Origin of the sequence: Lactiplantibacillus sp. 7.2.4, assembly GCF_018991185.1 — a bacterium.
GTDB lineage: Bacteria > Bacillota > Bacilli > Lactobacillales > Lactobacillaceae > Lactiplantibacillus > Lactiplantibacillus pentosus.
This window is the reverse complement of sequence record NZ_JAGYGS010000036.1, coordinates 1-24,721: the sequence shown is the minus strand read 5'-3', so window position 1 is coordinate 24,721 and position 24,721 is coordinate 1. Positions and strand designations below refer to the sequence as shown.

Genomic DNA, 24,721 nt, shown 5'->3' with positions numbered 1-24,721 from the left:
CTGAGGCGTAAGTGGCGCGGGTCAGGGGGAAGCTGTGACTGGCAACACAGCTGTCGGTAAGCCCAGCTAATCATGTTTGAATCGCGGTCCACTGACGTCAGACGTTTGGGACTTAATGCTTCATTAGGCCGTTGCACCTCGCGCTTCCGGTCTAAATATGTTACCCTTAACAAGGCACAACAGCGCGTCATGACTAGTGTAGATAAGTTTTAGAATGAATAGGAGAAACAATTAATATGCAAAGAGTACAAATTACGGGTAATTCCCAGCGTAAGGTCAAGGACGGCTATCCACTGCTCGTCCAAGATGACTTAAAAGATCCTTCAATGAAGTTAACGGACGGTTCTTTTATCGCGTTAATGGCCAGCTCACAATTTATGGGTTACGCCTTAGTCGCCAAGCATCGCCGGCAATTAGGGTGGGTGCTGAGCTTAGATGAAAGCGAGACGCCAACGACTGACTACTTCCGCAAGCTGTTCAAACAAGCCTTGGTCCGGCGGGCAACTAGCTTGGACCCACAGCTACCACAACGGGTGTTCAATGCCGATGGTGACGGTCTGGGTGGCCTAGCCATTGACCGGTATCAAGATTATTATGTCTTTACCTGGTATGCGCAAGGCGTCTATCAACAACGTGAAATAATCTACGCCGCCTTTGAAGCAGCGACTGACCATCAGTTCAAGGGGATCTATGCCAAGTTGCGTTTCAACGTGGAAGAAGCTAACCTGAAGAGCCAGTTAGTGACTGGTGAAGCGGCGCCCGAACCATTGCTGGTAACGGAAGGCGACGTGACTTATCCGGTACATCTCGCAGATGATTTGACCACCGGTTTGTTACTTGACATGCGACCAATTCGCGACTGGTTAGCCGGGGCAGAATTGCCAGGTAAGACCGTCTTGAACTTGTTTAGTCAAGAGAACGGGGTGACGGCTGCCGCCGCAGTTGCCGGCGCCGCTAAAACGATCTCGATTGAAACGAGCAAGAAGGGCGCTAAGGAAACTGCAGACCAATTAGCAGTCAACAATATCGACCCAGACAAGCAAGAAATTCGGGCAATTGAAGTCAATCGCTACCTGGACTATGCGCAAAAGCATCATTTAAGTTACGATGTGGTCGTTGTGACGGCACCGACCTTTGCACGGGTCAAGAAGCAGAAGTTCCAAGTTGCGACTGACTTGACGGACTTACTGACTGCTACGTTGCCAGTTGTTCGGCGTGATGGCCAACTGGTAATTGCGACGACCGCCAACAACTTCTCAATGAAGAAGTTTAAAGCTGCGGTCACGGCAGCCTTTGTTGGCAGCGACCGGCACTTTACGCTGAGTGAGACGTTCCGTTTACCAGCAGACTTTGTGACGCGCAAGGCGTACTTGGCAAGTAACTACTTAAAAGTACTCGTTTTGACGCTCGATAAGTAAGTTTTTCGGCATCATTTTGCCTGCAAATAAAAAAATTTTAAACGTAATTTCGGGGACCGTTTTCATTAATTGAAAACGGTCTCTATCGATAAAGAAAACGAATTCATGAAAATATAAATATAATTATATTTAGTGCTGAATCCCTGATTGTGACTGGTAAAACGGTTACTTAACTGGTAAAATATTTCTTTGTCGTATGGCAAGAGAGAAAACATAGAAATGAGGATTATTAGTAATGGGAATTCTAATTGCACTGATCCCCGCGATCGCGTGGGGCAGTATCGGCTTAATTAGTGGTCGAATGGGCGGAACCGCCCGGCAACAGACCCTTGGGATGACCATGGGGGCCTTAGTATTCGGCTTAGCACTCTGGGCAGTTGAACAACCATCTTTAACAAGCAAAATTTGGTTGATTGGGATCGTTTCAGGGTTATTCTGGAGTATTGGTCAAGGGCAACAATTTACGTCAATGAAAGCCGTCGGGATCTCACGGACGACCCCAATTTCAACCGGGATGCAACTGGTTGCCAATGCGTTGGCTGGGGTGCTGTTATTTAACGAATGGCATGGTAATATGTACTGGATCGGCTCGATTTCCGTTATCGTGTTGATTGCTGGGGCCGTACTGACTTCCTTAACTGATAAGACTGACCCGAACCGTAGTGCTTCCGAAAACTGGGGTGTTGGGATTCGTGCCTTGATTTTATCTACTATTGGTTACGCTGGCTATACCATCGTTGTCCATTATGGTAATGTCAATGCGCAAGCAGTCGTGATGCCACAAGCTGTCGGGATGTTGCTCGGGGCCTTGATTTGGTCCTTCAAAGACAAGCCGTGGGTCGTTAAGGCAACGTATCGTAACATCGTGACTGGCCTTGTCTGGGGCGTGGGGAATCTCTTCATGTTCATGGCAATGGCTCAGATTGGCCAAGCGGTGGCTTACTCACTGTCACAAATGGGAATCGTTATTTCCACGTTCGGGAGTATCTACCTCTTAGGTGAACATAAAACCAAGCGTGAAATGGTCTACGTGGTCATCGGTTCGATTTTAGTCATCGTGGGTGGCGTGGCCCTCTCGTTGATGAAGGCTTAGTAAAACTTTACTAAAATATTAATATTGTAATTTATGATTTAAGAAGATTCGTCAAAGGTGCGGTAACGTCTAGTTATCAGCACCTTTTTTGTTGATAAGGATATTTATTTTTTACATAATTTGCGAAAATTTACGAAAAAAGGGGGGAAGCGCTTTTCATTATGCGATGAGCTATTGTATAATATGACATGTAAATACGTAAAGAAAGAGGTAATAGTAAATGGCACACATTTCATTTGACAGCTCTAATTTAACTAAGTTCGTCCATGACAACGAACTTGGCGAAATGCAAGCTATGGTCACAGCTGCTGATAAGGAGCTGCGTGAAGGAACCGGCGCCGGTAATGATTTCCGCGGCTGGTTAAATTTACCAACAGATTACGATAAGGAAGAATTTGCACGGATCAAAACCGCTGCAAAGAAGATTCAAGACGACTCTGACGTCCTCGTTGTAATCGGGATTGGTGGTTCATACCTCGGTGCACGGGCAGCCATTGAATTCTTACACGAAACTTTCTGGTCATCACTTTCACGTGAAGACCGTAAATTCCCACAAGTTGTCTTTGCTGGGAACTCAATCTCATCTTCATACGTCAACGATTTGATTCACTTGATCGGCGACCGCGACTTCTCTGTTAACATCATTTCGAAGTCTGGTACGACGACTGAACCTTCGATCGCATTCCGTGTCTTCAAGGAACGTTTGATCGCGAAGTATGGTGAAGAAGGCGCTAAGAGCCGGATCTATGCCACTACTGACCGCAAACGTGGTGCTTTGAAGCAAGAAGCTGACGCTGAAGGCTACGAAACCTTTGTTATTCCTGATGATGTTGGTGGCCGCTTCACTGTCTTAACCCCAGTTGGTTTATTACCAATTGCCGTTTCAGGTGGCGACATCGATTCATTAATGAAGGGTGCTGCTGACGCTTCAAACGAATACAAAGATGCTGACTTAACTAAAAACGAAGCTTACCAATATGCTGCTTACCGGAACATTTTGTACCGGAAGGGCTATACCACTGAAATTCTTGAAAACTACGAACCAAACATGGCGATGTTCTCAGAATGGTGGAAGCAATTAATGGGTGAATCCGAAGGGAAAGACCAAAAGGGGATCTACCCATCATCAGCTAACTTTACGACCGACTTACACTCCTTGGGTCAATATATCCAAGAAGGTCGTCGTAACTTGATGGAAACGGTCGTTAAAGTTGACAACGCCACTAGCGACGTTGACATTCCTAAGGAAGCCGAAAACCTTGATGGTTTGAAGTATCTTGAAGGTAAGACGATGGCTCAAGTTAACACTAAAGCCTTCGAAGGGGTTATCATGGCCCACGTTGATGGCGGTGTTCCTAACATGGTCGTTAACATTCCTTCACAAGATGCCTACACCTTAGGTTACACGATGTACTTCTTTGAAGCTGCTGTTGCCATCTCTGGTTACTTGAATGGTATCAACCCATTCAACCAACCAGGTGTTGAAGCTTACAAGAACAACATGTTTGCTTTACTTGGCAAGCCTGGCTATGAAGAATTAACGAAGAAGTTAACTGCGCGCCTTAGTGACTAGGACGTTGTCGGCTAATAACTGATTAAATATAATGAAGCTCTGAAACGAGGTTGGACGTGTAATGGTTCCCATGGTGGTTCCTAAACGTCCGATGCGTTTCGGGGCTTTTTTGGTATTTATCAAAATACAATTGATAATCAAAAGCACCCGAATGCTGATTGAGTCTTGTTGGCATAAACAAGAAAAATCAGTGTTCGGGCGCTTTTAATAAGTTTGTGTTTTAACGTAATGACATCGTTAATTTGGTTAAATGTGCGATTAGCAAATGAAAGGCAATTCTGATGGCATAGACATCTGCGAATACTGTTGTGAAAGCAACTGATTAATTGCTTCACGCATTAATAGTAGTAATAACTTCTGCGTTGTTTTTGCTTGATTGTCTGTCCAACATACAGTTCGGCTCCATCGTCACCGAGACCGCCTTTATAAACGTGTGTCAGACCAGTCTCGCTATCATCCAGACGATACAACATGCCATAATTGGTTTTCCAGCCATAAGCCATGCCTTGAGGCGTTTCAGTCGATGAGTACGCAATGCCGACATTTCTTTGTAAGGTTTCGACATCCTTTTGACCAAAGGCTTTTGCAAATGATTTGAGTTGACTTGCATTTACTTTTTTACGACTAGCTTTTTTAGCCTCAGCCTTTGCTTTTTTGTTGGCAGCTTTGTGGATTTTACGAGGAGAGCCATCAAATAATTTATCATGATCAAAATCCAAGTCAGCTGATCCGTAAATAAGTGTGCTTGAGTTTTGGTCTGTGGGTTTTCCTAGAATGGCAATCACTTGTGATTTAGTCATACCAAGCTTAATTTTACTGAAATTATAGTGCCTTTTAGTAGCCTTTTTGCTTTTAGACTCATGCTTGCTTGAAGATTTTTGGGCCATTGTCTTTTTAGTGGCCTGGCTGCTCTTTGAAGGCTGCTTTTTGGTGCTAGATTTGTGAGAAGCGGACTTCTTAGAACTCGATTTTTTGCTGTTGGATTTGTGAGAAACAGACTTCTTGGAGCTCGTTTTTTTGGTGCTAGATTTGTGAGAAGTGGACTTCTTGGAATTAGCTTTTTTACTGTTGGATTTGCTAGACTGTTTCTTGCTAGCACTTTTATCAGCACTTTTAGTTTGAGTGTGTTTCTTTGATGTCCGACTCGTTTGGGCCTTTGCAATCCTGTCTTGGTGGCTTGTGGTCGTCTTGACTGGAATGGCGATTATGCCGACGATTACAAACAGCAAAGAAGCAGCCAGCGCGATTAAACCATACTTAAATGATTGTTTGGCGCCGCCACCCTTAATAAGATTGAAAATTCCCCGGCAGATAAAGTAGATGGTTATCAATAATGAGATGAAAAACATAATCTCGGCAAAAGTGTCCATAATTCCTCCAAATATGAATTGTTCATTTAACAGTTACGACGATACAAACTAGCACGTTATTTTCCCCGATACGTGCTAGTTTGGAATAGGTGCTTGAGCGCAAGCTTGGCATCTATTTCTAGTGATATGTAAATAAAAACGCAACGCAAAATTAATCATATCATATATTTAATGAAAATAAATAAGCCACACCAATTTGTCCCCCGGTCAGTATGTCACGTGCCACCCATGCAAATTTCGGCAGAATAACCCCGAAAAGCACCTGCGCATTCCAGTCCGGCAGGTTATAATAGTCCTATATCAAAGTTAAGCCCGCTACCGGCCAGAAACTGAATGGTGGGGCGGCATAAGAGGAGTTCAGAATGCGAAAATTAAACATTATCGAAAGTATTATTATTGTCGTCGGGTTGATCGTCTTCTGGCTCGGCAGTGAAGTTCAAGCCATCGAACAACAGGTGCCGTGGCTGCAGTTCGCTGGCCTAATCGTGGTCTTTGTGACTGGGCTGGCGGATGCCATTTATCGCGTCGTGACGAAGCGGTCGTTTTTCAAATGAAATCGAGACCTTCAACCATGTCCGACATGTGAACATCAAAGCGGTCTCGGCGCGTAATCAAGTACGCAAAGACGGGTAACCACATAAAACGGTGGGTGCCCGTCTTTTTGTGCATGCCCTGAAACTGTGGGGTCGAACACCAAGCTCATGCTAATTTAGACGCAGCCAGGGTGCCAACTGTCCCGACAGAATATGAAAATTTTTGATTTAAATCCGACCGCTAAACCGCAATATTTTACAAATTGTAACTAGCAAACACGCGCTGCTATCGGGTTTAGAGTAATTATAATTTTGATAATAAACGTTGAACCCTGGTATTCAATAACACTTTACATCATTCACCAAAAATCGCAATGTTAATACTGAGGAAAAGCATCGTGGGGAATGTCCTATAAAAAATAGTGGAGGTACATATATGAGCTTTTTAGAATTACATGATATTCGTAAGGCCTATACCTTAAATCACCAAGAAAATGTCATCTTGAAAGGCATTAATTTAAACTTTGATCGTGGGGAGTTTATTTCAATTCTTGGGGAGTCCGGCGGTGGGAAATCAACGCTGATGAACATCATTGGGGGACTAGATCATCATTACGACGGGGATGTGTTACTTGATGGTCAGTCTTTGCGTTCGATGAATGTCCGCCAAATGGACCGGTATCGCCGTGAAACGATTGGATTTATCTTTCAAAACTTCAACTTGGTAAGTTACTTAACTGTCCTTGATAACGTCATGTTATCGCTCAAGATGACCAAGGAACCGCATGCGCAACAGGTGCAGCGGACCAAGGATCTGTTAAAACGGGTCGGGCTGGAACAACAGACGCATCAATATCCCAATGAATTGTCCGGTGGGCAAAAGCAACGGGTCGCAATCGCGCGGGCACTGGCGAGTGATCCGGACATTATTATTGCGGATGAACCAACTGGGGCCCTAGATAGTGAAAACACCCAGGAAGTCATGGACATCCTCTATTCGATCGCGGCGGAAGGTAAGTTGGTCATCACGGTGACTCACTCGCAAGAAGTTGCCGACTATGGGACGCGCATCGTGCATTTGGATGATGGTCAGATTCACGACGAATTAGTCATCGGGGCACCGTTTGATGAAGTCGAAAAGCAACCGATGCAGTATCGGACGCTGGGCTTTCGGCAGATGTTCCACATGTCGATGCAGCATATGCGCCGGATGTGGCTGCGTTACTTACTGATTATCTTTGGCTCATCGATTGGGATCAGTAGTATCGTCGTCATGCTGGGGCTCGGTTCGGGGATTCAAAATTACATGAATCATCAGATTACGTCGCAAGTCAATCCGACAGCGGTGCAGGTCTCGAAAAAGACGAGTAAAGTCAGCACGGCCGCACGGAAAAAAGCGACTACAGCCGCTGAATATAAGGACGCTGTCAATCAAGAACAAGTGACCGCGGCCAAAAATGCGGAAGTGACTGCTGCTAATGCCAAGCAATTGGCGGGAATCAAGCACGTCCAGTCTGCGGAATTGGGCTATTACACCAGTGCGCATGCCAGCTATAAGAAAACCACGGTCACAGCGAGTCTTCAGACGGATAATCCGACGATCTTGAACAAGACGATCAAGAACGGGACGCGTCCTGGCAACAACGAAGTCTTGATTGGTCGGAAGTTAGCCAAGAAGATGGTCGGTAAAAAGGACTATCAAAAAGCGTTGAACAAGAAACTGACGCTTAAAATGGTAACGGTTAATCGCAAGAATCAAGCCGTCACAGTCAAGAAGACGGTCACGGTCAGTGGGATTACGGGCAGTGATGACACCAGTGTTGTCGTCCTGCCGAAGACGGTCAAACGGATGTTGAGCGATAAAAACGTCCAATACCGGCCAAATTTTGCCATCGTCCAAATCGATAAATTGTCGCATGTTAAGCAAGTTGAACACAAGATCAAGGCCATCAAGGGTAACAATAAGAAGCAACAGTATAACTATACGGGAATCGGTGATTTAATTGATTCATTGAATACGTATATTCGTTTAGCCACTAACGTATTAACTGGGGTGGCCGGCATTGCCTTATTAGTTTCAGCCATCATGATTATTGTCGTACTGTATGTCAGTGTGTCAGAACGGACACGTGAAATCGGGGTCTTACGTGCGCTGGGTGCCCGCAAGCGCGATATCAGCCACCTGTTCTTCGCAGAAGCCTTGACGATTGGTGTCTTAGCCGCCGTGATGGGCCTGCTATTCGCAGAAGGTTGGCAATTACTTGGAAACATGGCAATTTACAGTCTGATTAAGTATCCAATCGTTCGAATCTCCGGTGCAGCCATGCTCGGTGGGGTGACTGTCAGCGTCGTAATTAGTCTGCTGGCTGCCTTAGCACCAGCCCACATGGCCGCCCGGTTAGATCCGGTCGAAAGTTTATCACATGAATAAAAGCGGGGGCGGAGTGAATGTATTTCTTTATTACGAGTAAAATTGATTCGCTGCCATCGGCCATTGAATTGGCGATGATTCAGCGGCAAAAGTTGTTTACGAAGCATCGGGTCCCGGCACTGATCGTCACCCGGAACTTTGTACGCGACTTGCATCAGAATATGAAAAAAATTGGTTATGATGATGAGTTTCAAGTGAACATGTACGATTATTTCCAAGGCACCACTGATTATGAAGGGGAACCGTTAACGGCGGCCAACTATCCGCGCGTCACTGGGGAGACCTTGGAACGCGTCAGCCCCAATGAAATTGACGTGATTCAGCGCGAACAACGGCAAAAAGCATTGATGCTCAACAATGACGGCTATCTAGATTACGTTGACATTTTTAATCCGCAAGGGGCGGTCAGCCGGCGCGATTACTATGATACGCGGGGCTTCTTGACGGTGGCCCAGTATTTTGATGAACATCAGAACATCGTCTTGGAACAACACTGTAATTTGCAGCAGCAGCCCGTGTTAGAGACGTTCTTCCGGCCGAATGCCAAGCAACAACCCGTCGCGACGCACCAACGTCTGTTGAATTATCACGGTCAAAATTACGAGTTTGAAGACTGGGATCAACTGACCGCATTCTTCCTCGACGCGTTGAATACAGAATACGGCGGCCACGGCACCATGATCGTCGACCGCAGCGATGCCGGGATGAATCCAATCGTTAAAATGACGACGGCAGCGCGCAAGTATGAATTTTTGCACAGTAACTTCACGTTGGATCCTTTGGACGTCGTCAATTCACCAATCGTGCCGTATACCCAGATTGGCTTAGATCATGCGAGCCAGATGTCTGGGCTGATCATGTCGACGCAGGATGAGTGCGATGATATGACCAATCATATCCACAACGTCATTCCGACGATTGCGATTCCGGTCGGTAGCGTTAGCGATGAACAATTAGCATCCAAACCCGTCGACTTTAAGACGCGAATTGATGGTAAAGTCATTGCGGTGGCCCGGCTCTCAGCTGAAAAGAACTTAGAACAGTTGATCAAGGCGGTCGCTTACGTTCATGAAAAGCAGCCCAACGTGACGTTAGACATATACGGCTACGGTGATTCGTGGACCGGATTTAAAGAAGAAAATCGCTTGCGGGCACTGGTCAGTTCGCAACAGTGGCAGTCATTTATCACGTTTAAGGGCTTTGAAGCCGACCTGGAGCCAATCTATAATACGGCTCAATTGATGGTGCTCACGAGCCAATATGAAGGGTTTAACCTCGGTATCTTAGAGGGCCTGAGCCACGGGGTGCCCGTGGTGTCATATGACATCAAGTATGGGCCATCGACCATGATTCAAGATGGTGTCAATGGCCGGCTGATTACACCGAACAACTTGGTCGAGTTAGGCAAGGTCATCCTGGAGCTCTTGCAGCATCCAGCCAAGCTCGCACAAATGAGTGAACACGCTTATGGCAACAGTAGTCGCTTCTCGGAGGCGATGATTTGGCAACGGTGGAATGACCATGTGATTCAGCCGGATATTCAAGCAATGAGGGGAGTTACAACTAATGGAAACGCCTATCACGTCATCGGCTAAGCAAAAGCCGGCCAAGTATGGCACGCGCGACCTACTGCGGCTGATCATGACGCACGCGCACCCGAAGAAAGGCCTATTTATCGTCGGTATCCTGCTGTCGTTTGTGGCGACGATTTGTAGCCTGGGCATCACGTTGATGTTGAAGGAATTTATCGATGCCTTCAATCACGGGACCTCGGGACAATTACTGAGCAAACTGGCGATCGTCATTGTGGTCCAACTATTCGCCAGTGTCGCTTCGAGCTTTTTGCTCAGTTATACGGGTGTCGACGCCGTCTCAACGTTGCGGAGTGCGCTCTGGCAACACATCGTTGATTTACCGATTCCATACTTTGACCGCAACCGAACCGGGGAGCTCTCAAGTCGGGTCGTCAATGATACGTCCACGATTTTTGAATTGATTTCCAGCCAGTTCTCGAACGCCATCAACGGGATTATCTCGATTGTTGGCTCGTTAACGTTGATGTTACTATTGAATTTCCGTTTAACGATTATTATTTTGATTGTGGTACCACTAATGGCCGTGATTATCGTGCCGATGGGCCAAGTCTTAGCACGAATTTCAAAGGCGATTCAAAAGGAAACAGCCAACTTGAACAGCGCGGCAGTACAGATGATTGGTCAAAACCGGTTGGTCAAGGCGATGGTCGCCGAAAAAGCCCTCAAACAGCAGGGGAAAGACCAAGTTGACCGTATCAAGGGCTTTAGTGTTCGCCAAATCAAATTGATTTCGGTGCTGAACCCCGTTTTGAACATCATGTTACTGGCTGCCATCTTCATCATCATTGTGTACGGTGGGATTTTAGTCCAAACTAACGCGTTGACGATTGGGAGTTTAGTCGCGTTCTTAATGTACGCCGTGCAGATGATTTCGCCGCTCAGTAGTGTCACTGGTTTAGTGACGGCTTTACAACAGACTGTCGGGGCCACGGAACGGATCGACAACATTTTGGATAGTCCGGTCGAAGATAAACGGCTCAACGGTGAAACGCTGACGTCGATCAACACGATTGATTTTGATCACGTTGACTTTGGCTATGAACCGGATAAACCAGTCCTCAAGGATATTGACATGCAAATTCAACGTGGGGAACGAATCGCGTTGATTGGCGAAAGTGGGAGCGGGAAGACGACCCTGGTCTCACTGCTCGAATCCTACTACACCCCAACACGCGGCGAGCTAAACGTTAATGGTCAGGCAATGACGAGCTATACGGTACCATCGATTCGGGACCGGATCGGCTATGTCAGTCAAGAAGTTGACTTGATGCCAGGGACGATTCGGGATAATTTATTGCTCGGTTCAACTCAAGCCGTCTCAGATGAGCGTCTCAGTGACTTGTTGGCGCAGGTCGGCTTAGCAGACTGGCTAGCAGAACTATCGGCTGGCCTGGATACGGATGTCGGTGAACGGGGCTTGAACGTCTCTGGTGGGCAACGACAACGGCTCGCCATCGTCCGGGCACTGGTTCGCGAACCATCCCTGCTGATTTTGGATGAAGCGACTGCTAGTCTGGATAATCAGAACCAAGAACGGGTCACGCAACTACTGGCGACCTTGCCCGCAGATTTGACGACGATTACGATCGTCCACCGTTTGAATCAGATTGAAGCCTACCCAAGGATTCTCTTCATGGAGGATGGCCGGATTACAGGTGACGGGGACCATAACACGTTACTCGCAACGCATGACCGGTATCGTGATTTTTATCGGTTACAGTATCAACATGGTTAAATTCGTCACAGCTGATTATCGATTGCTGTGATTAGTAAGTGGTTATTGTACGAACAGTGCAATAACCACTTTTTTTACTGATTTTTATGTATCACGCTGGATAACATTGGATAGGTGATTCATTTAAATGTGAAGAAAAATCGACAAAAGTATTAATAATTTTAATAATATCGTCAAATTCGGTACTTTTATAATCAAAATTTTGGTTCAAAAAAACGACCTAGTCTGGCCGAAAAATCGGAAACTAACGACACCTGACGGGGGTTCACCACTTGAACAAATTACAGTATTATCAACGGTTTAACCGCTTTCTGAGATGGTTGGTGATATTGGAAGAATATAAAATATATTGATATTGAGACAATTTTGAGGGGGTTAATGAAACGCGTAAGTAGTCTATAGTGTGCACATTTACTGATTGAATATGATATCGGCCTGTATTTGTTCAAATATTAGAATTTTTATTGACGATTGTGGGGAGAATTGGTTAAGATTTAAACCGTAAACAAGGTTACTTGTTTCACATTCGCATTAGTAATCGATATTAGTTATTTAACAGATTAAATTAAATTACTGATTATCGATTGCTGATCAACGGATGATTTGTAAATTTCATAAGGAGGATATAACCATGAGTTTCTTCAGTGATTTACATTTCTTACCTGGAACCCACACGTCATCACATACGAGTTATGTTAGCAACCAACCACTTGGGACGTTCTATCAATTCGTATTGAACGTGATCGCCGCAATCAAAGGTTAGTTCAATTCTGAACGGGTCGCGATTCAAACTGATAATCAAGTAGTTTGATTTTTAAACGGCTTTACCGATTGATTGCCAACCTTAATTTGTTTCCACTAATCAAGCTCTTCACATGTTTGGGAAGGCCTGAGGATTTAATTATTAACGACAAAGGAGGAGTTATTCATGAGTTTCTTTACTGATTTGCACTTCTTACCAGGAACCCACACGTCATCATACACTTCAAGTGTTTCCAATGACATTTTTGGTGGCTTCCACAGCTTCATCTTAAACTTGATTCCAGCAATCAAGAGTTTGTTCAGCAAATAATCACAGTCAATTTAGGAGGATACAAACATGAGTTTCTTTAACGATTTCCACGTATTACCAGGTACGCATACTTCATCATACACATCAAGCGTTTCCAACGACATCTTTGGTGGTTTCCACAGCTTCATCTTAAACTTGATTCCAGCAATCAAGAGCTTATTCAGCAAATAATCACAGTCAATTTATAGGAGGATACAAACATGAGTTTCTTTAACGATTTCCACGTATTACCAGGTACGCATACTTCATCATACACATCAAGTGTTTCCAACGACATCTTTGGTGGTTTCCACAGCTTCATCTTAAACTTGATTCCAGCAATCAAGAGCTTATTCAGCAAATAATCACAGTCAATTTATAGGAGGATACAAACATGAGTTTCTTTAACGATTTCCACGTATTACCAGGTACGCATACTTCATCATACACATCAAGTGTTTCCAACGACATCTTTGGTGGTTTCCACAGCTTCATCTTAAACTTGATTCCAGCAATCAAGAGCTTATTCAGCAAATAATCACAGTCAATTTATAGGAGGATACAAACATGAGTTTCTTTAACGATTTCCACGTATTACCAGGTACGCATACTTCATCATATACTTCAAGCGTTTCTAACGACATCTTCGGTGGTTTACACAGCTTCATCTTGAACTTAATCGCTGCTTTCAAGGGTTAATTCGTTCAGATAAACTAATTATTTGTTTTATTAATTAATATCTTGATATTAATTAAATAATGAGGGAGGATATAATTATGAGTTTCTTTTCAGATTTGCACTTCTTACCAGGTACACATACTTCATCACACACTAGTTATGTAAGCAACCAACCACTTGGCACGTTCTACCAATTCGTATTGAACGTGATTGCTGCATTTAAAGGCTAATTAATTAACCAACTAACAATAAAGGGGAATAGATCATGAGTTTTTTCAATGATTTCCATATTTTACCAGGTACGCACACATCATCATATACATCAAGTGTTTCCAACGACATCTTTGGTGGTTTACACAGTTTTATCTTAAACGTAATCGCTGCTATCAAGGGCTAATTCGTTAAATATAACTGAAAATGTCAACAAAATCGTTATGGTGTTATTAAACACAACACGATAAGCGCGACTAAGATGATGGGCTGGCAAGCGATTTGTCACCCATCATTTTACATAAGAGCGGAAAATCGTGAGTGTTCGGGGAGGATTCCATATGTCAAAAGATAATCAAAAAATGACCGGTGATTCAATTTATCGGGTAAAGATGTATAAAGATGGCAAACGCTGGGTCTATGCTGGAGCCACGACTTTAGCTTTAGCTGCAGGCCTTGTCTTCGCTAATGTTAATGCTTCTGCTGATACCGCGGCTAACAACGATACCACCACGGAACAAGTTGCAAGTGATGCTAGTTCGAATGCGACTAGCGATTCATCAACTAGCCAAGCAGCTGCTTCGGATGCCAGTTCTGCATCTTCAACAAGTACCGCTACTTCAGCTGCTAGTGCCGCTACTTCAACGACTAGCGCTGCTAGCTCAACGGCAACTTCAACAACCAGTGCTGCAAGTTCAGCTGCAACTTCAACCGCTACTTCAACTGTTGCCAGCTCTGCAGCCCAAGCTAGTGCAACCACATCAGCCAGTGATGCTGCTTCAACTGCTAGCGCCGTTACAGCTAAGAGTACGGTAAAAGCTGCCGTTGCAACACCAACTTCAGCTGCCGCAACTTCTTCAGCAACTGCAACGACTACGGCTGCAACGACCGCACCAACGGTTACTGCACCTGCTTCACAAGCTGCAGATAAGACTGCTGATGGATCCGTTGATGCTAGGACGCTTTCAAGTGCCGCAACTTCTACTGGTTCAGGGACTTTGCAAGATACTCGCGGTTATATCCAGACTAATGTTGATGGGACAGATATCAAAGTTACAGCTGGTCACAGTTATGCAGTTGCCATTCGTTTAACTAAGAGCGAAGCACTTGATTGGGCAAACGCTTCTGGTCAAGTTTCAATCGCACCAAATGGTTCCAACAGTAACGGGACTTGGACCGCTGTTGAATATGCTACTGAATCCGGTAAGGAATACAGTTATGCTGCAGGTGCTTCAACTGCCACTGTTGATGTTACGAAGTTAACGGATGCTGACAATTATGTCACTGTTCTGTACACATTCAAGGCAAACGATGACGCAAAGACTGGTAGCCGCGCTGCTTCACTTGAATTTACTGGTACTACAGCCGTTAGTCAGCTATCATCGAATGCTAATAACAACGATGCTAATAAGCTAATTGAGGCTTGGAGCTACGAAACGCAAGCAATGGATACTTCCGTTGCTGCCGGAACTGTCGTTGTTCATTATGTTGACGAAAACGGCAATAAGATTGCTGATGACACCACGGTTAAAGGTGATGTTGACAACACTTACACTGTTACGCCAGCAACATTCAGCAACTACACCTTAGATACCACTAAATCGAGTGCCTTGACTGGTACGGTTGCTGCGGATACGACTGACAGTGATGGCAACATTACCAAGGTCGGTACTGAATTGACCTTAGTCTATTCACAAAATACTGAAGCTTCAAAATTAACGGTTAACTATGTCGACGCTGACGGTAACACGATCTTAGCTTCTAAGACCTACACTGAAGGTGCTGATGGGACTGCCGCTCAAGTTGGTGGGAGTTACAGCGTTAACGCCGCTGCAATCGATGGTTACACCTTGGATGGTGACGCAACTCAAACTGGGACCTTTCTTTCTGGTGGTAACACGGTTACCTTCACTTACACCAAGAACGCAACCCCAGTAGAACAATCAACTGTTACGGTTAACTACGTTGATGAAGATGGCAACACAATCCAAGCTGCTACTTCACAAACGTTAGACAACGGTTCAACTTACACCGTTGAAACTCCAGCAATTGATGGTTACACTTACAAGTCCGCCGATGCTGCTTTGAGTGGTACGGTTGATGGTAATAAGACAATTACCTTAACTTACACCAAGAATGCAACGCCAGTAGAACAATCAACTGTGACGGTTAACTACGTCGACGAAGATGGCAACACGATCAAAGCTGCTACTTCACAAACGTTAGATAACGGTTCAACTTACAACGTTGAAACGCCAGCAATTGATGGTTACACTTATAAGTCCGCTGATGCTGCTTTGAGTGGTACGGTTGATGGTAATAAGACAATTACCTTAACTTACACCAAGAACGCAACACCAGTAGAACAATCAACTGTTACGGTTAACTACGTCGATGAAGATGGCAACACAATCAAAGCTGCTACTTCACAAACGTTAGACAACGGTTCAACTTACACCGTTGCAACCCCAGCAATTGACGGTTACACTTACAAGTCAGCTGATGCAGCCTTAACTGGTACGGTTGATGGCAATAAGACCATTACCTTGACTTACACTAAGGATTCAACAACTCCTGTTGAAAACAAAGCTAACTTGACGATCAATTACGTTGATGCAGATGGCAACACGATCAAAGCATCTAGCGAAACTGAATATATCGTTGGACAAGCTTACACGGTTGGTCAACCAGAAATCGCAGGTTACACTTACGATCACGCAACTGGTGATGCCATTGCCGGGACGATTGCTTACAGTTGATGCAGATGGTAACACCATCAAGACCGCAACGACCACGACTTACAAAGTTGGGGACACTTACACGGTCGCAACACCATCCATCGATGGTTACACTTACAAGTCAGCTGATGGTAAATTGAGTGGTACGGTTACTGATGACGCAACGATCACCTTAACTTATGTTAAGAATGATAACGGCGGCACCACGACTGCACCAACGACCGCACCTGGTACTGGTGACAACGGTAACAATGGTGGTGGCAGCACTGCACCAACCACTGCACCTGGTACTGGCGACAACATCAATGGTGGCGGCACTGGTACGACTACAACTGCACCAACTACTGCACCTGTAACGACGCCTAGTGATGATGATGTGGATGACAACAACTCATCCAACGGTTCAACTGGTACAACCACTGCACCAGCAACGACCGTTTCTGATGATGAAGTTGCCCCAACCACTACGGCAACGACTAGCAACGGGACTAGTGGGGTTATGCCTGCTACGGCTGCAGCTTCATTGAAGCCAGTTGTAACGACTAAGACCACGACTTCTGACGCGAAGACGTTACCACAAACCGATGAAGACGAAAACGGGACAGCCTTGGCTGTGTTAGGTCTTTCAACCTTGTTGATGGGTTCAGCGCTATACTTTGGCGTTTCTCGTCGCAAGCATGAAGCATAATAATTAGAATAGCTTGATTATTTGCTGAACGGATAGAAGGGTCCGCGAAGACCCTTCTACTCTTTGAGCAAACAATCAAGTTTATGGAGGAGTTGCATTATGAAGATGTTCAATAAAAAGCGCAGAGATAAGAATGAGGATTACCGCAATCATTCTGAGCGTGCAACGGCGACTTCAACCGTTGCTGCTCAGAAGCCAAAACCAAAGGCAACCCAAAGCAGTACGACCCCTAATGTCCGGTCGGCTGCGGGTGTCCGGCCAACTAGTGCTGCCACCACGGCTTCAACTAGTGCCCCAGTTAAGGGCCAAAACCGGGTCAACCAACGGCGTGCGACTCAAACGGCGGCGAAGAATAGTGCTGCTATTGAACGTGAAATGGCCGACTTAAACAAGCAATACCAAACTTTACGGGGAGAACTTAAGGTTCAATTAGTTCAGGACCGTAAGCATGAAAAGCAACAGTATGAAACGTTAGTCGCTGAACAACTAAACTTAGAACAACAGTTAAAAGATGCTAAGGTCACTTTATCTAAGCAGGACAAAGTGGTGACGACTAATGACGCTGAACGTGATGGTATGGTCAAGAAGATCAATGCTGCCCAAAAGCGTTATGATGATGCCAAAAAGGCGCTTGCCAAGAGCGACCAGACGATCAAGTCATTAGAAAAGAAGATCACTCAGTCCGAACAATCATTAGCTGATTTGAAGCAAACTGAAGCTGATATGCGTAAGGCCATTCAAGGCGAACAAGACTTGAAGAAGTTATTCGTCCTCATGAAGCAACAAGAGAAGCAAGCGCAAGACCTGTATCAAAAGAGTGATTCAATCAACAGTGAACTCGTGAAACTTCAGAAGCGTGAACAGACTGAAACCCGTGAACGCTCACGGAAGGAACACGCGATTACGAGTGCGGAAAAAGACTTACATACCGCTCAAGATGCTTTGGTTGCGTACGATCGCAAGACGAAGAGTGCTCAGGATGAACAAGAACGTTCATTGAACCTCATTAATCAGAAAATCAATCGGTTACAGCATGACTATGATCAAAACGCCACGATCGTTACCGGTTTGCAACAAAAAATCGAAGGTATTGATGCTAAGTTAAAATCGGACTACGGCACGACTCACTTGGTTTCACCAGTAGAATTTGATCAATCAGCCAAATACTTCCTCTTCAGCACGGACTTGATCCAATCCTTATCCGCTGAAGAAAAAGCTTCCATGGAAATGATCATGGGACTCTTGAAGGATGAAGTCAAAGACGCTGCCAATGTGATTACCGTTAACTACAACGACAGTTTGCCAGAAATCTGGAACAGCTATCAATCAGCCGGTTTGGTTCAAAAACACACTGGTTTGTACAATATGTATTACACGATTCAAGCCAAGGTTCCGGGTGCGGTTGCTAAGACTAAGCCTGAATTACCTGACAATCCAGCATGGCAATACAAGCGCAATGCTGACAAGCAAATCGTTTCAATTGCTGACGATGAAGGAAACCCAATCATGACCTTGAAGTACCGCAAGAATGGTGCAATCTGGTACATGACGTACTTTAACGGCTCAATCGCTACTCGTCGGGATGTCTATGACGCCGCTGGTTTCTTATCAGTAACGCAATACCTTGACCGGACCAACAACTCACAAGTTACGTTGGAAAACTTCTATCGTCCAGACCACTCACTTGCAATGGTCAAGCAATATGGGAGCAACCACGAATTATCCATTCAACTTGTGAACAAGGAAGAAGCCATTACCAATGTCTTCCATTCCGAAGCACAATTATTGAACTGGTGGTTAGCATCCGTCTTACAACAACAAAAGAGCGTCTTAGTCATGGGCGTCAACTCACCGTTGTTTGACCAATGCTTGAAAGCAACTAATGACAACTTCCACTTATTGCCAATCGTTTCCGCTGATGATTTGAATGATCAACACGTTCAAGACATTATCAATGGCAAGAGCAAGTTATCCAGCTTAGTTGTAACGGACCATGATGTTCAAACTGCAATCGAAAAACAAATGACACGTGATCTTGAAATCACGGTAATGCCAACAGCAGAAGTCCGTGCGTAATTGCAGGGTTGTTGATGATACCTTGAACGTGACGCATGAATGGGGTTTTAATAATGATGAAGACTAATACCAAGAAGGCCAAGTATGACGATGATGAACTGTTTGAAAAGGTCTTAGTGGGAATGTCATGGCTGGAAAGTCACTTACGGGAGATTATTCAAACGATGGTGAAAGACGCCGATATTTCCTTTGAACAGTTTCTAATTCTCTACTATCTTGACCATAGCACTGACCACCGGATTACGGTGAAGGAGCTAGCCGCTGACCGCCACGTTTCGTCTTCCGCGATTTCAAGGAAGCTAACCTATCTAATCAACAATGATTTGATTGTGCTTAACATTGATCCTTATGATCGCCGGTATCGCTACTTAACGTTGACCGAGAAGGGCGAGAAGATGGCTCGCGCTATTGAAAAAGTAAATGAAGAACGCCTGGGTAACTTTCTCGATGAATTTGGCCGCATTCGGACCTCTGAATTAACTGATGAGCTTCGAATGGTCAGCAAGGTTCTCGTGGATACGAAAGAAATCAAGGGCTAGTAAAAAAACGCAATTCAGCTTATTAAACAAGCTGAGTTGCGTTTTTTTTGTGATGATTAGAAATTAATTGCCAACGAGAATAAGATAAAACCACCTAGCACCATCGCAATGATTGCCAAGACTAGCCATAGCAGTTGGCGAGCGCGTTGACTGACGCGTTGTTCAGTCTCACGCTTGGCTAGTGAGTGCGTTTGCTTCGCATTGAATAGGGAAGCATTCGTATTTTTGACCCAGTCGGCACCGCGTTTCCCATAGTAGGGATTGGTATGGTGACTAGTTGAGTGGGGAACCCGCCCATCTGGTTTGGTTAACGGTTGATAACGCCGCATCGTAATCCTCTTTTCACCGGTTGTTAGTTTTTCTGAGCCTTATAAGGAACGGCGTAGTTCTTCGGGGCGTCGCTCGCCTTTGCATACTTCCAATGCCCAGACATCTTTTTCTCTAGTGGGGCGTTGTCCTTGATGCAAGTAAAACGAGAGCCGACTTCATTTTCAATAATGAAAATCCGATTGAACTCGTGCCGCGTCTGAACAATGTGACAATCATCGTGATCGATACCAAAAACATCTTTGTATACCAATATCGTTATCTCCTTTGCATTGACTTTAAATGGAACCTAATTTACAAGGCTTAACAGACAGTCTACATCTCTATTATAAACCTCAACCAGAGTGCGTAAACCGTTTTGTTTGAGAAAAATGAAAAATTGGGTGCGGTGAGGGGAGTGTTGCAGGTGCGAATTGCAGGGGTTAATTTGTTATGAATCATGCCAGTTCTGAAGTTCAAAAACAGCCAGCTGAGGACCGCTGGAAGCAGTGCGAATTACCGTAGACATGCAGTGGTAGGCTTGTCCTACGCCGGCTTACAGGTATTCTGGGCAATGGCAGGAACGTGGCGGACACAGATTTAAGCCGACAACCCACGTCTTAAATACTGGTCTTTCACGTTGCCTGCGATATGGATGAAACGTGTTCAGGTCAGACTGGGACTTCCGGTTAGCTACGCCAGAACGCCAAGTGGAAGTTCGCCGCTTAACGTTCTAGCTAGGCTAATCCTCAGTCCCAACCCGTCTGAACCTCACATGCTGAGAATCACTGGGCCTTGCCCCGAATACCTTCCAGCCGGGATGGTATTCGAAAGGCGGAGGTGCGTGGACTCAACCTTTTGATTAACTGATCGTTGGTTGTTTGTAAGCAGTCATCTGCCATCCAACTGTAAGACTAGTCTTCAATAACAAGTAGTTGTCCTAATCGTGTGCTAGCCGGGCAAGCCGTCAGAATACTGAGCGTTGTAGAGATCTTCACTCGTCACCTGAAATAACAAAGTCTTAAATTCTGAACTGTTTGCACTATATCGACTAATCCCAAGACTAACGGCCGACCTTCGAACTTAGTATCGTCGGAATTAGCGAATAGTCTTCAGCTAATCTAATCGGCATTTAAATTTGAAAATTTCTTCTTGTATTCAACTACGGTCATCAACTAAACTAGTCAACAAGAAGGTGAGGACTTGTCAAAGACAGAACTTGATCGGCTATTTAATCATTTTCGCCAGCAACTGATCGTCTGGGCGGTGACTGCAATTGGTTTAGCCGTGATGCGTAATTTTTTATTACCACAATTATTAACGTTTGTCTTCTGGTGCAGTGTGGCGTATTGCTTACTACTTTTCATCGGCCTAGTCATCGTCACTATTTTTCGTTGGCGACGCTCATAATTCATTTGACAAGTGCCTTATCATTCGGTAAGATAATAAATGAATTTGTGCCCGCTGGTCAAATTGGTTAAGACGTCGCCCTCTCAAGGCGGAGTTACGGGTTCGATCCCCGTGCGGGTGATAAGTCGACAAATATAGAGAAACGACAAAGCACCAAAACGCTGATATAAAGGCGTTTTGGTGCTTTTGTTTTACACTCGAAAACCACTCAAACACGATATGTTCTTCCACGATTCTTCCAAAAACGAAAAAAGTAGCCAAAATATAGCAGTTTTTGGAAGAAAAATTAACAAATGATTTTGTAATCCCTTGTGGCACAAGGGATACAGCAATCATAAAATTATCATTTTTAAAATCCTTCGTCCATTAGCTCGGTAGCCTTCTTATCTGACACGCCGTTTTCTTCTTCAATAAGATGGACGTAGGTGTTAACGGTCGTTTCTAGTTTTTGATGTCGAAGGCGATGTTGGACATAGGGAAGGGACTCATGATTTAAGATAAGAATCGAAGCGTGTGTGTGCCTCATGGCGTGTGTTGTAACTTTGTTGATCTTTAGACGGTTACAAATACGTCCTAGCTCTTCGTTTGCATTCCCATTGCCCACGATCTTTCCTAGTTTAGACCAAAATACGAGGTTCTTAGGATTCTTCATTTCGTGTAGTTCTAAATAATCTTTCTGCGTGCTACGATAGGCCCTCATAAAACGACAGTAGGCGGGTCCTATGGTTATATCTCCATCGGCCTGTCCATTTCCCTTAGTTGGACGAAAAGTCTGTCTACGGGCGTCCCACTGCTGTTTAATGTGAACTATTCCATTATTCAAATCCAAATTATCCCACGTCAGACCAGCAGCTTCCTCGAACCTGGTTCCAGTTTCTAATTGAAACAGCATCATCAGCATAGTCATGTGGTCATAATCAGCCGTTTTAATGAGGTATTTACGCAGCTTCTTATAATCGGACAACGTCAAATACTTTTCCTCTACGGGCTTAGGAGGGCGTCCAGTGACGTGTGCCTTGTAAGCAAAGTCTCGTTTTAGAATACCATCAGCTACGGCGTCCTTGATTGCAGTGTGTACTTGTTGATGAAGCTTGTGAGATGTGGCAATTCCATGACTGCGGCCAAATTCATTCAGGAACTTCTGGTAATCTGGACGTTTAATTGCGCTCATAGGTTTATCCTTAAAATATGCAGAGACGTGACGCCAGTTGCCCATATACAGCTCGTGAGTATGACGCGATACACCGTCAGTTTTGTAAATTCTGATCCAATCAAGAAAGTAATGCTTTAGACTCTCGGTACTACGTGATAAGTCAGCACCTTCCAGCAGAGCATTCTTAGTTTTAGTTTCCCACTCAACAGCGTCAGTTTTGCGCTTTTCTAAATGAGTAACCGACTTATAGTTACCGTCATCATCCTTATAAGAGACACGGGCTTGCCATTTACCATTATTAAGTTTGGTTACTGACATGTTTTATTCCTCCCAACTGGAAATAACAATAGGTTAATATTGCCAAACGTATGTTCTTTTTAACTCAAAATATATACCCCAATAAGGGGTATATAAAACAAAAAATACATTATTAATTACAAATGATAAATTTTAATTCTGCCAGGATAATCAAAATAATCTTTATCATTGGTTAAAATTCCTAATCCGTTTGAAATGGCATCATTTATAATGATTTCATCGTTAAAATCATACATAGTATAATCATAAATAGATTCCTGTACTTTGTCGTTGTTGGCTGTCGTTAGACTTGCTAATGGCAATATTTCGGATTTAACACTTTCGATTGCTAAATCATAATTAGTATTAAAGTCAGGAGTAGGACGGTAATTCTTTTTATATGAAATATTTCTATTAATATGATTTGCTTGTTTAAAACTCTTAAATGCTAACCTAGTCGTGAGGTTAATGTATTCTGATATTATTTGTGCGTTTATGAAGAGTGGATTTTTTTTAGTTACTAGTTGCTCAAGTAAATCAGAATAGCCATGGTCATTTTGAGAGGCTTGGATGCCGAAAATATATTGCCATATATTTGTATCGACAAGTAGTCGCTCATTACCACTTAGCAGTGTCGTGTGTAAGTTGATATCAGTTGCCATGGTATAAATCCTCATTAATATCGTTGTCGCTGAGTTTGTTTTTTGCGTTTTCCATAACTAGCCTTACTTTATCACGTTGTAATGAGGTTAAGGTGTTTCCATCAATTTTAACGTATTCATTCAATGTATGTTTATCACCAATTGAATATAATTGACCAATTGCAATGTTTAAAAATGCCGTTGTGAGAGTTGTGATTCCAGAGAAATCAACCGACACCGTTTCTTTATTTGCAACTGAATCTGACAATGATTTATAGATATAGTTTGCTTTATCCGCTGTAACAGCAAGTGGCGTTTTAATTTCATCTCGTACTTTTAATATTTTCAATAGAGTTACTCCTTTATACTAAAAAATAAGTAGATCATCAGTATCATCAGGTTGCAAGTTACTAATTCTATCTAGATTATAGTTTAAGTTGATCATTGTTCCATGAAATTTGCTACGAAGTTCTTCCATATGGGGTTCACAGCCATAATTATATTCTACCAGACCATAGCCAGATAGAATTTTAAAATCACCCAGTGTTTTAATTGTATTTTTAATGTCATAAAGACCCAATCCCCCGATTCTCGATTTTGTAGAAGTACCCTCCATTGTTGCCCAATTGATAAAATCGTAATCGGAATTAAACATTAATGAGGATTGTTTATAGATGTGATAGGGGATCGATTCTCCATAATCCGCAATAGAAAATGAAAGTAATTTTTTATTTGGAAAGAATTGTCCACACATGCAAAAATAACGTGATTTAGAATGTTCTAAAACATTATGAGCTAATTCAAAGATAGCCGACTTAATAATTTCATTTTGCGAAGTAGTAATTTGACGATCCATCATTTGAAAAACCTTAGTATTCAAATAAGTGTCGATTGTTTTTGTTTGTCCAGTCTCTAATTCGATAAAGGGGATAGTAGTATTATATGTGTCTGGTGTTTTAACACCAATACCAAAGTTTTTAAGGAAGCCGTTTTTAGACAAAAATTTTGAAATATTGTCTGACATACCACTTGCTTTAACGTCGAATCCATGAAATTGTAACGTTCGAATAATGTTCCCAATAAACGTTGTCATCTCAGCATTTAACCAATTGTTATGTGAAAAGTTTATAGTTACTTGATCATCTTCGGTAATATCAAGTAAGGCAACGTTATTTAGAATATATTC

Annotated in this window: 24 protein-coding genes, 1 tRNA gene and 1 pseudogene; 19 read left to right on the top strand and 7 right to left on the bottom strand. The window is 43.8% G+C overall.

Annotated features, from left to right (window positions below):
- The first annotated feature begins 236 nt into the window (after positions 1-236).
- From KGF70_RS11170 to KGF70_RS11160, 3 genes are all read left to right on the top strand, one after another.
- A complete protein-coding gene (locus KGF70_RS11170; protein ID WP_216769181.1) occupies positions 237-1,418 on the top strand; it encodes a class I SAM-dependent methyltransferase in 1,182 nt (393 codons plus the stop codon).
- A 235-nt stretch (positions 1,419-1,653) separates the two neighbouring features.
- On the top strand, positions 1,654-2,511 hold the full coding sequence (locus KGF70_RS11165) for a GRP family sugar transporter (RefSeq protein ID WP_003639260.1): 858 nt from the start codon (positions 1,654-1,656) through the stop codon (positions 2,509-2,511).
- Positions 2,512-2,731: 220 nt separating this feature from the next.
- The gene (locus tag KGF70_RS11160) at positions 2,732-4,084 is read left to right on the top strand and encodes a glucose-6-phosphate isomerase (protein ID WP_003639259.1); all 1,353 of its coding nucleotides are present in this window, start codon (positions 2,732-2,734) and stop codon (positions 4,082-4,084) included.
- A 338-nt stretch (positions 4,085-4,422) separates the two neighbouring features.
- On the opposite strand, the gene KGF70_RS11155 is transcribed toward KGF70_RS11160, so the two are convergent.
- On the bottom strand, positions 4,423-5,454 hold the full coding sequence (locus tag KGF70_RS11155; protein ID WP_216769183.1) for a DUF308 domain-containing protein: 1,032 nt from the start codon (positions 5,452-5,454) through the stop codon (positions 4,423-4,425).
- 362 nt (positions 5,455-5,816) lie between these two features.
- Here KGF70_RS11155 and KGF70_RS11150 point away from each other — a divergent pair, with 362 nt between their 5' ends.
- From KGF70_RS11150 to KGF70_RS11100, 14 genes and pseudogenes are all read left to right on the top strand, one after another.
- Positions 5,817-6,008 (top strand): hypothetical protein, encoded by a 192-nt coding sequence (locus KGF70_RS11150; RefSeq protein WP_050339457.1) that lies wholly within the window; start codon positions 5,817-5,819, stop codon positions 6,006-6,008.
- Between the two features lie 415 nt (positions 6,009-6,423).
- Positions 6,424-8,418 (top strand): ATP-binding cassette domain-containing protein, encoded by a 1,995-nt coding sequence (locus tag KGF70_RS11145; protein ID WP_216769185.1) that lies wholly within the window; start codon positions 6,424-6,426, stop codon positions 8,416-8,418.
- Between the two features lie 17 nt (positions 8,419-8,435).
- Positions 8,436-10,013 carry a glycosyltransferase gene (locus tag KGF70_RS11140; RefSeq protein WP_216769187.1) on the top strand — a complete coding sequence of 526 codons (1,578 nt, stop codon included), beginning with the start codon at positions 8,436-8,438 and terminating at the stop codon, positions 10,011-10,013.
- Positions 9,985-11,748: an ABC transporter ATP-binding protein gene (locus tag KGF70_RS11135; RefSeq protein WP_105922410.1), complete on the top strand. Its 1,764-nt coding sequence runs from the start codon at positions 9,985-9,987 to the stop codon at positions 11,746-11,748. The genes KGF70_RS11140 and KGF70_RS11135 overlap by 29 nt, the downstream gene beginning before the upstream one ends.
- A 631-nt stretch (positions 11,749-12,379) precedes the next feature.
- On the top strand, positions 12,380-12,511 hold the full coding sequence (locus tag KGF70_RS17630; protein ID WP_003639253.1) for a hypothetical protein: 132 nt from the start codon (positions 12,380-12,382) through the stop codon (positions 12,509-12,511).
- A 165-nt stretch (positions 12,512-12,676) separates the two neighbouring features.
- Complete coding sequence (locus KGF70_RS11130) at positions 12,677-12,820, top strand: hypothetical protein (RefSeq protein ID WP_003639252.1); 144 nt, start codon at positions 12,677-12,679, stop codon at positions 12,818-12,820.
- A 27-nt stretch (positions 12,821-12,847) separates the two neighbouring features.
- On the top strand, positions 12,848-12,991 hold the full coding sequence (locus tag KGF70_RS11125) for a hypothetical protein (RefSeq protein WP_011101805.1): 144 nt from the start codon (positions 12,848-12,850) through the stop codon (positions 12,989-12,991).
- Positions 12,992-13,020: 29 nt separating this feature from the next.
- Positions 13,021-13,164, top strand: a complete 144-nt coding sequence (locus tag KGF70_RS11120) for a hypothetical protein (RefSeq protein ID WP_011101805.1) — start codon at positions 13,021-13,023, stop codon at positions 13,162-13,164.
- 29 nt (positions 13,165-13,193) lie between these two features.
- Entirely contained in the window at positions 13,194-13,337 is a 144-nt protein-coding gene (locus KGF70_RS11115; protein WP_011101805.1) for a hypothetical protein, read from the top strand.
- 29 nt (positions 13,338-13,366) lie between these two features.
- Positions 13,367-13,498 carry a hypothetical protein gene (locus KGF70_RS17625; RefSeq protein WP_082230292.1) on the top strand — a complete coding sequence of 44 codons (132 nt, stop codon included), beginning with the start codon at positions 13,367-13,369 and terminating at the stop codon, positions 13,496-13,498.
- Between the two features lie 77 nt (positions 13,499-13,575).
- Positions 13,576-13,707, top strand: a complete 132-nt coding sequence (locus KGF70_RS17620; protein ID WP_003642767.1) for a hypothetical protein — start codon at positions 13,576-13,578, stop codon at positions 13,705-13,707.
- A 321-nt stretch (positions 13,708-14,028) separates the two neighbouring features.
- Positions 14,029-17,113: pseudogene (locus KGF70_RS11110) on the top strand (MucBP domain-containing protein).
- A gap of 99 nt (positions 17,114-17,212) precedes the next feature.
- Positions 17,213-19,189: a hypothetical protein gene (locus tag KGF70_RS11105; RefSeq protein WP_216769411.1), complete on the top strand. Its 1,977-nt coding sequence runs from the start codon at positions 17,213-17,215 to the stop codon at positions 19,187-19,189.
- A 53-nt stretch (positions 19,190-19,242) separates the two neighbouring features.
- The gene (locus KGF70_RS11100) at positions 19,243-19,728 is read left to right on the top strand and encodes a MarR family winged helix-turn-helix transcriptional regulator (RefSeq protein ID WP_003639248.1); all 486 of its coding nucleotides are present in this window, start codon (positions 19,243-19,245) and stop codon (positions 19,726-19,728) included.
- 56 nt (positions 19,729-19,784) lie between these two features.
- Here the strand turns inward: KGF70_RS11100 and KGF70_RS11095 are convergent, their stop codons facing one another.
- Positions 19,785-20,057, bottom strand: a complete 273-nt coding sequence (locus tag KGF70_RS11095; RefSeq protein ID WP_050339452.1) for a hypothetical protein — start codon at positions 20,055-20,057, stop codon at positions 19,785-19,787.
- 23 nt (positions 20,058-20,080) lie between these two features.
- Complete coding sequence (locus KGF70_RS11090) at positions 20,081-20,308, bottom strand: hypothetical protein (protein ID WP_003639246.1); 228 nt, start codon at positions 20,306-20,308, stop codon at positions 20,081-20,083.
- Between the two features lie 929 nt (positions 20,309-21,237).
- Here KGF70_RS11090 and KGF70_RS11085 point away from each other — a divergent pair.
- A complete protein-coding gene (locus KGF70_RS11085; protein ID WP_003639245.1) occupies positions 21,238-21,444 on the top strand; it encodes a hypothetical protein in 207 nt (68 codons plus the stop codon).
- A gap of 48 nt (positions 21,445-21,492) precedes the next feature.
- A tRNA-Glu gene (locus tag KGF70_RS11080) sits at positions 21,493-21,565 on the top strand.
- Positions 21,566-21,793: 228 nt separating this feature from the next.
- Here the strand turns inward: KGF70_RS11080 and KGF70_RS11075 are convergent.
- The 4 genes from KGF70_RS11075 to KGF70_RS11060 all read right to left on the bottom strand — a co-directional run.
- Positions 21,794-22,915, bottom strand: a complete 1,122-nt coding sequence (locus KGF70_RS11075; protein ID WP_216769409.1) for a site-specific integrase — start codon at positions 22,913-22,915, stop codon at positions 21,794-21,796.
- A 116-nt stretch (positions 22,916-23,031) separates the two neighbouring features.
- Positions 23,032-23,556, bottom strand: a complete 525-nt coding sequence (locus KGF70_RS11070) for a PIN domain-containing protein (protein ID WP_216769407.1) — start codon at positions 23,554-23,556, stop codon at positions 23,032-23,034.
- Complete coding sequence (locus tag KGF70_RS11065; protein WP_216769405.1) at positions 23,546-23,884, bottom strand: STAS-like domain-containing protein; 339 nt, start codon at positions 23,882-23,884, stop codon at positions 23,546-23,548. Before KGF70_RS11065 ends, KGF70_RS11070 begins: the two co-directional genes overlap by 11 nt.
- An 18-nt stretch (positions 23,885-23,902) precedes the next feature.
- Positions 23,903-24,721 (bottom strand): hypothetical protein (locus tag KGF70_RS11060; RefSeq protein ID WP_216769403.1); only part of this gene is annotated, 819 nt, incomplete at its 5' end.

Excerpts from the sequence above, each read along its gene's own strand:
- KGF70_RS11170 (WP_216769181.1), top strand. The coding sequence starts at position 237 with ATGCAAAGAGTACAAATTACGGGTAATTCCCAGCGTAAGGTCAAGGAC.
- KGF70_RS11165 (WP_003639260.1), top strand. The coding sequence starts at position 1,654 with ATGGGAATTCTAATTGCACTGATCCCCGCGATCGCGTGGGGCAGTATC.
- KGF70_RS11160 (WP_003639259.1), top strand. The coding sequence starts at position 2,732 with ATGGCACACATTTCATTTGACAGCTCTAATTTAACTAAGTTCGTCCAT.
- KGF70_RS11155 (WP_216769183.1), bottom strand. The coding sequence starts at position 5,454 with ATGGACACTTTTGCCGAGATTATGTTTTTCATCTCATTATTGATAACC.
- KGF70_RS11150 (WP_050339457.1), top strand. The coding sequence starts at position 5,817 with ATGCGAAAATTAAACATTATCGAAAGTATTATTATTGTCGTCGGGTTG.
- KGF70_RS11145 (WP_216769185.1), top strand. The coding sequence starts at position 6,424 with ATGAGCTTTTTAGAATTACATGATATTCGTAAGGCCTATACCTTAAAT.
- KGF70_RS11140 (WP_216769187.1), top strand. The coding sequence starts at position 8,436 with ATGTATTTCTTTATTACGAGTAAAATTGATTCGCTGCCATCGGCCATT.
- KGF70_RS11135 (WP_105922410.1), top strand. The coding sequence starts at position 9,985 with ATGGAAACGCCTATCACGTCATCGGCTAAGCAAAAGCCGGCCAAGTAT.
- KGF70_RS17630 (WP_003639253.1), top strand. The coding sequence starts at position 12,380 with ATGAGTTTCTTCAGTGATTTACATTTCTTACCTGGAACCCACACGTCA.
- KGF70_RS11130 (WP_003639252.1), top strand. The coding sequence starts at position 12,677 with ATGAGTTTCTTTACTGATTTGCACTTCTTACCAGGAACCCACACGTCA.
- KGF70_RS11125 (WP_011101805.1), top strand. The coding sequence starts at position 12,848 with ATGAGTTTCTTTAACGATTTCCACGTATTACCAGGTACGCATACTTCA.
- KGF70_RS11120 (WP_011101805.1), top strand. The coding sequence starts at position 13,021 with ATGAGTTTCTTTAACGATTTCCACGTATTACCAGGTACGCATACTTCA.
- KGF70_RS11115 (WP_011101805.1), top strand. The coding sequence starts at position 13,194 with ATGAGTTTCTTTAACGATTTCCACGTATTACCAGGTACGCATACTTCA.
- KGF70_RS17625 (WP_082230292.1), top strand. The coding sequence starts at position 13,367 with ATGAGTTTCTTTAACGATTTCCACGTATTACCAGGTACGCATACTTCA.
- KGF70_RS17620 (WP_003642767.1), top strand. The coding sequence starts at position 13,576 with ATGAGTTTCTTTTCAGATTTGCACTTCTTACCAGGTACACATACTTCA.
- KGF70_RS11105 (WP_216769411.1), top strand. The coding sequence starts at position 17,213 with ATGAAGATGTTCAATAAAAAGCGCAGAGATAAGAATGAGGATTACCGC.
- KGF70_RS11100 (WP_003639248.1), top strand. The coding sequence starts at position 19,243 with ATGATGAAGACTAATACCAAGAAGGCCAAGTATGACGATGATGAACTG.
- KGF70_RS11095 (WP_050339452.1), bottom strand. The coding sequence starts at position 20,057 with ATGCGGCGTTATCAACCGTTAACCAAACCAGATGGGCGGGTTCCCCAC.
- KGF70_RS11075 (WP_216769409.1), bottom strand. The coding sequence starts at position 22,915 with ATGTCAGTAACCAAACTTAATAATGGTAAATGGCAAGCCCGTGTCTCT.
- KGF70_RS11070 (WP_216769407.1), bottom strand. The coding sequence starts at position 23,556 with ATGGCAACTGATATCAACTTACACACGACACTGCTAAGTGGTAATGAG.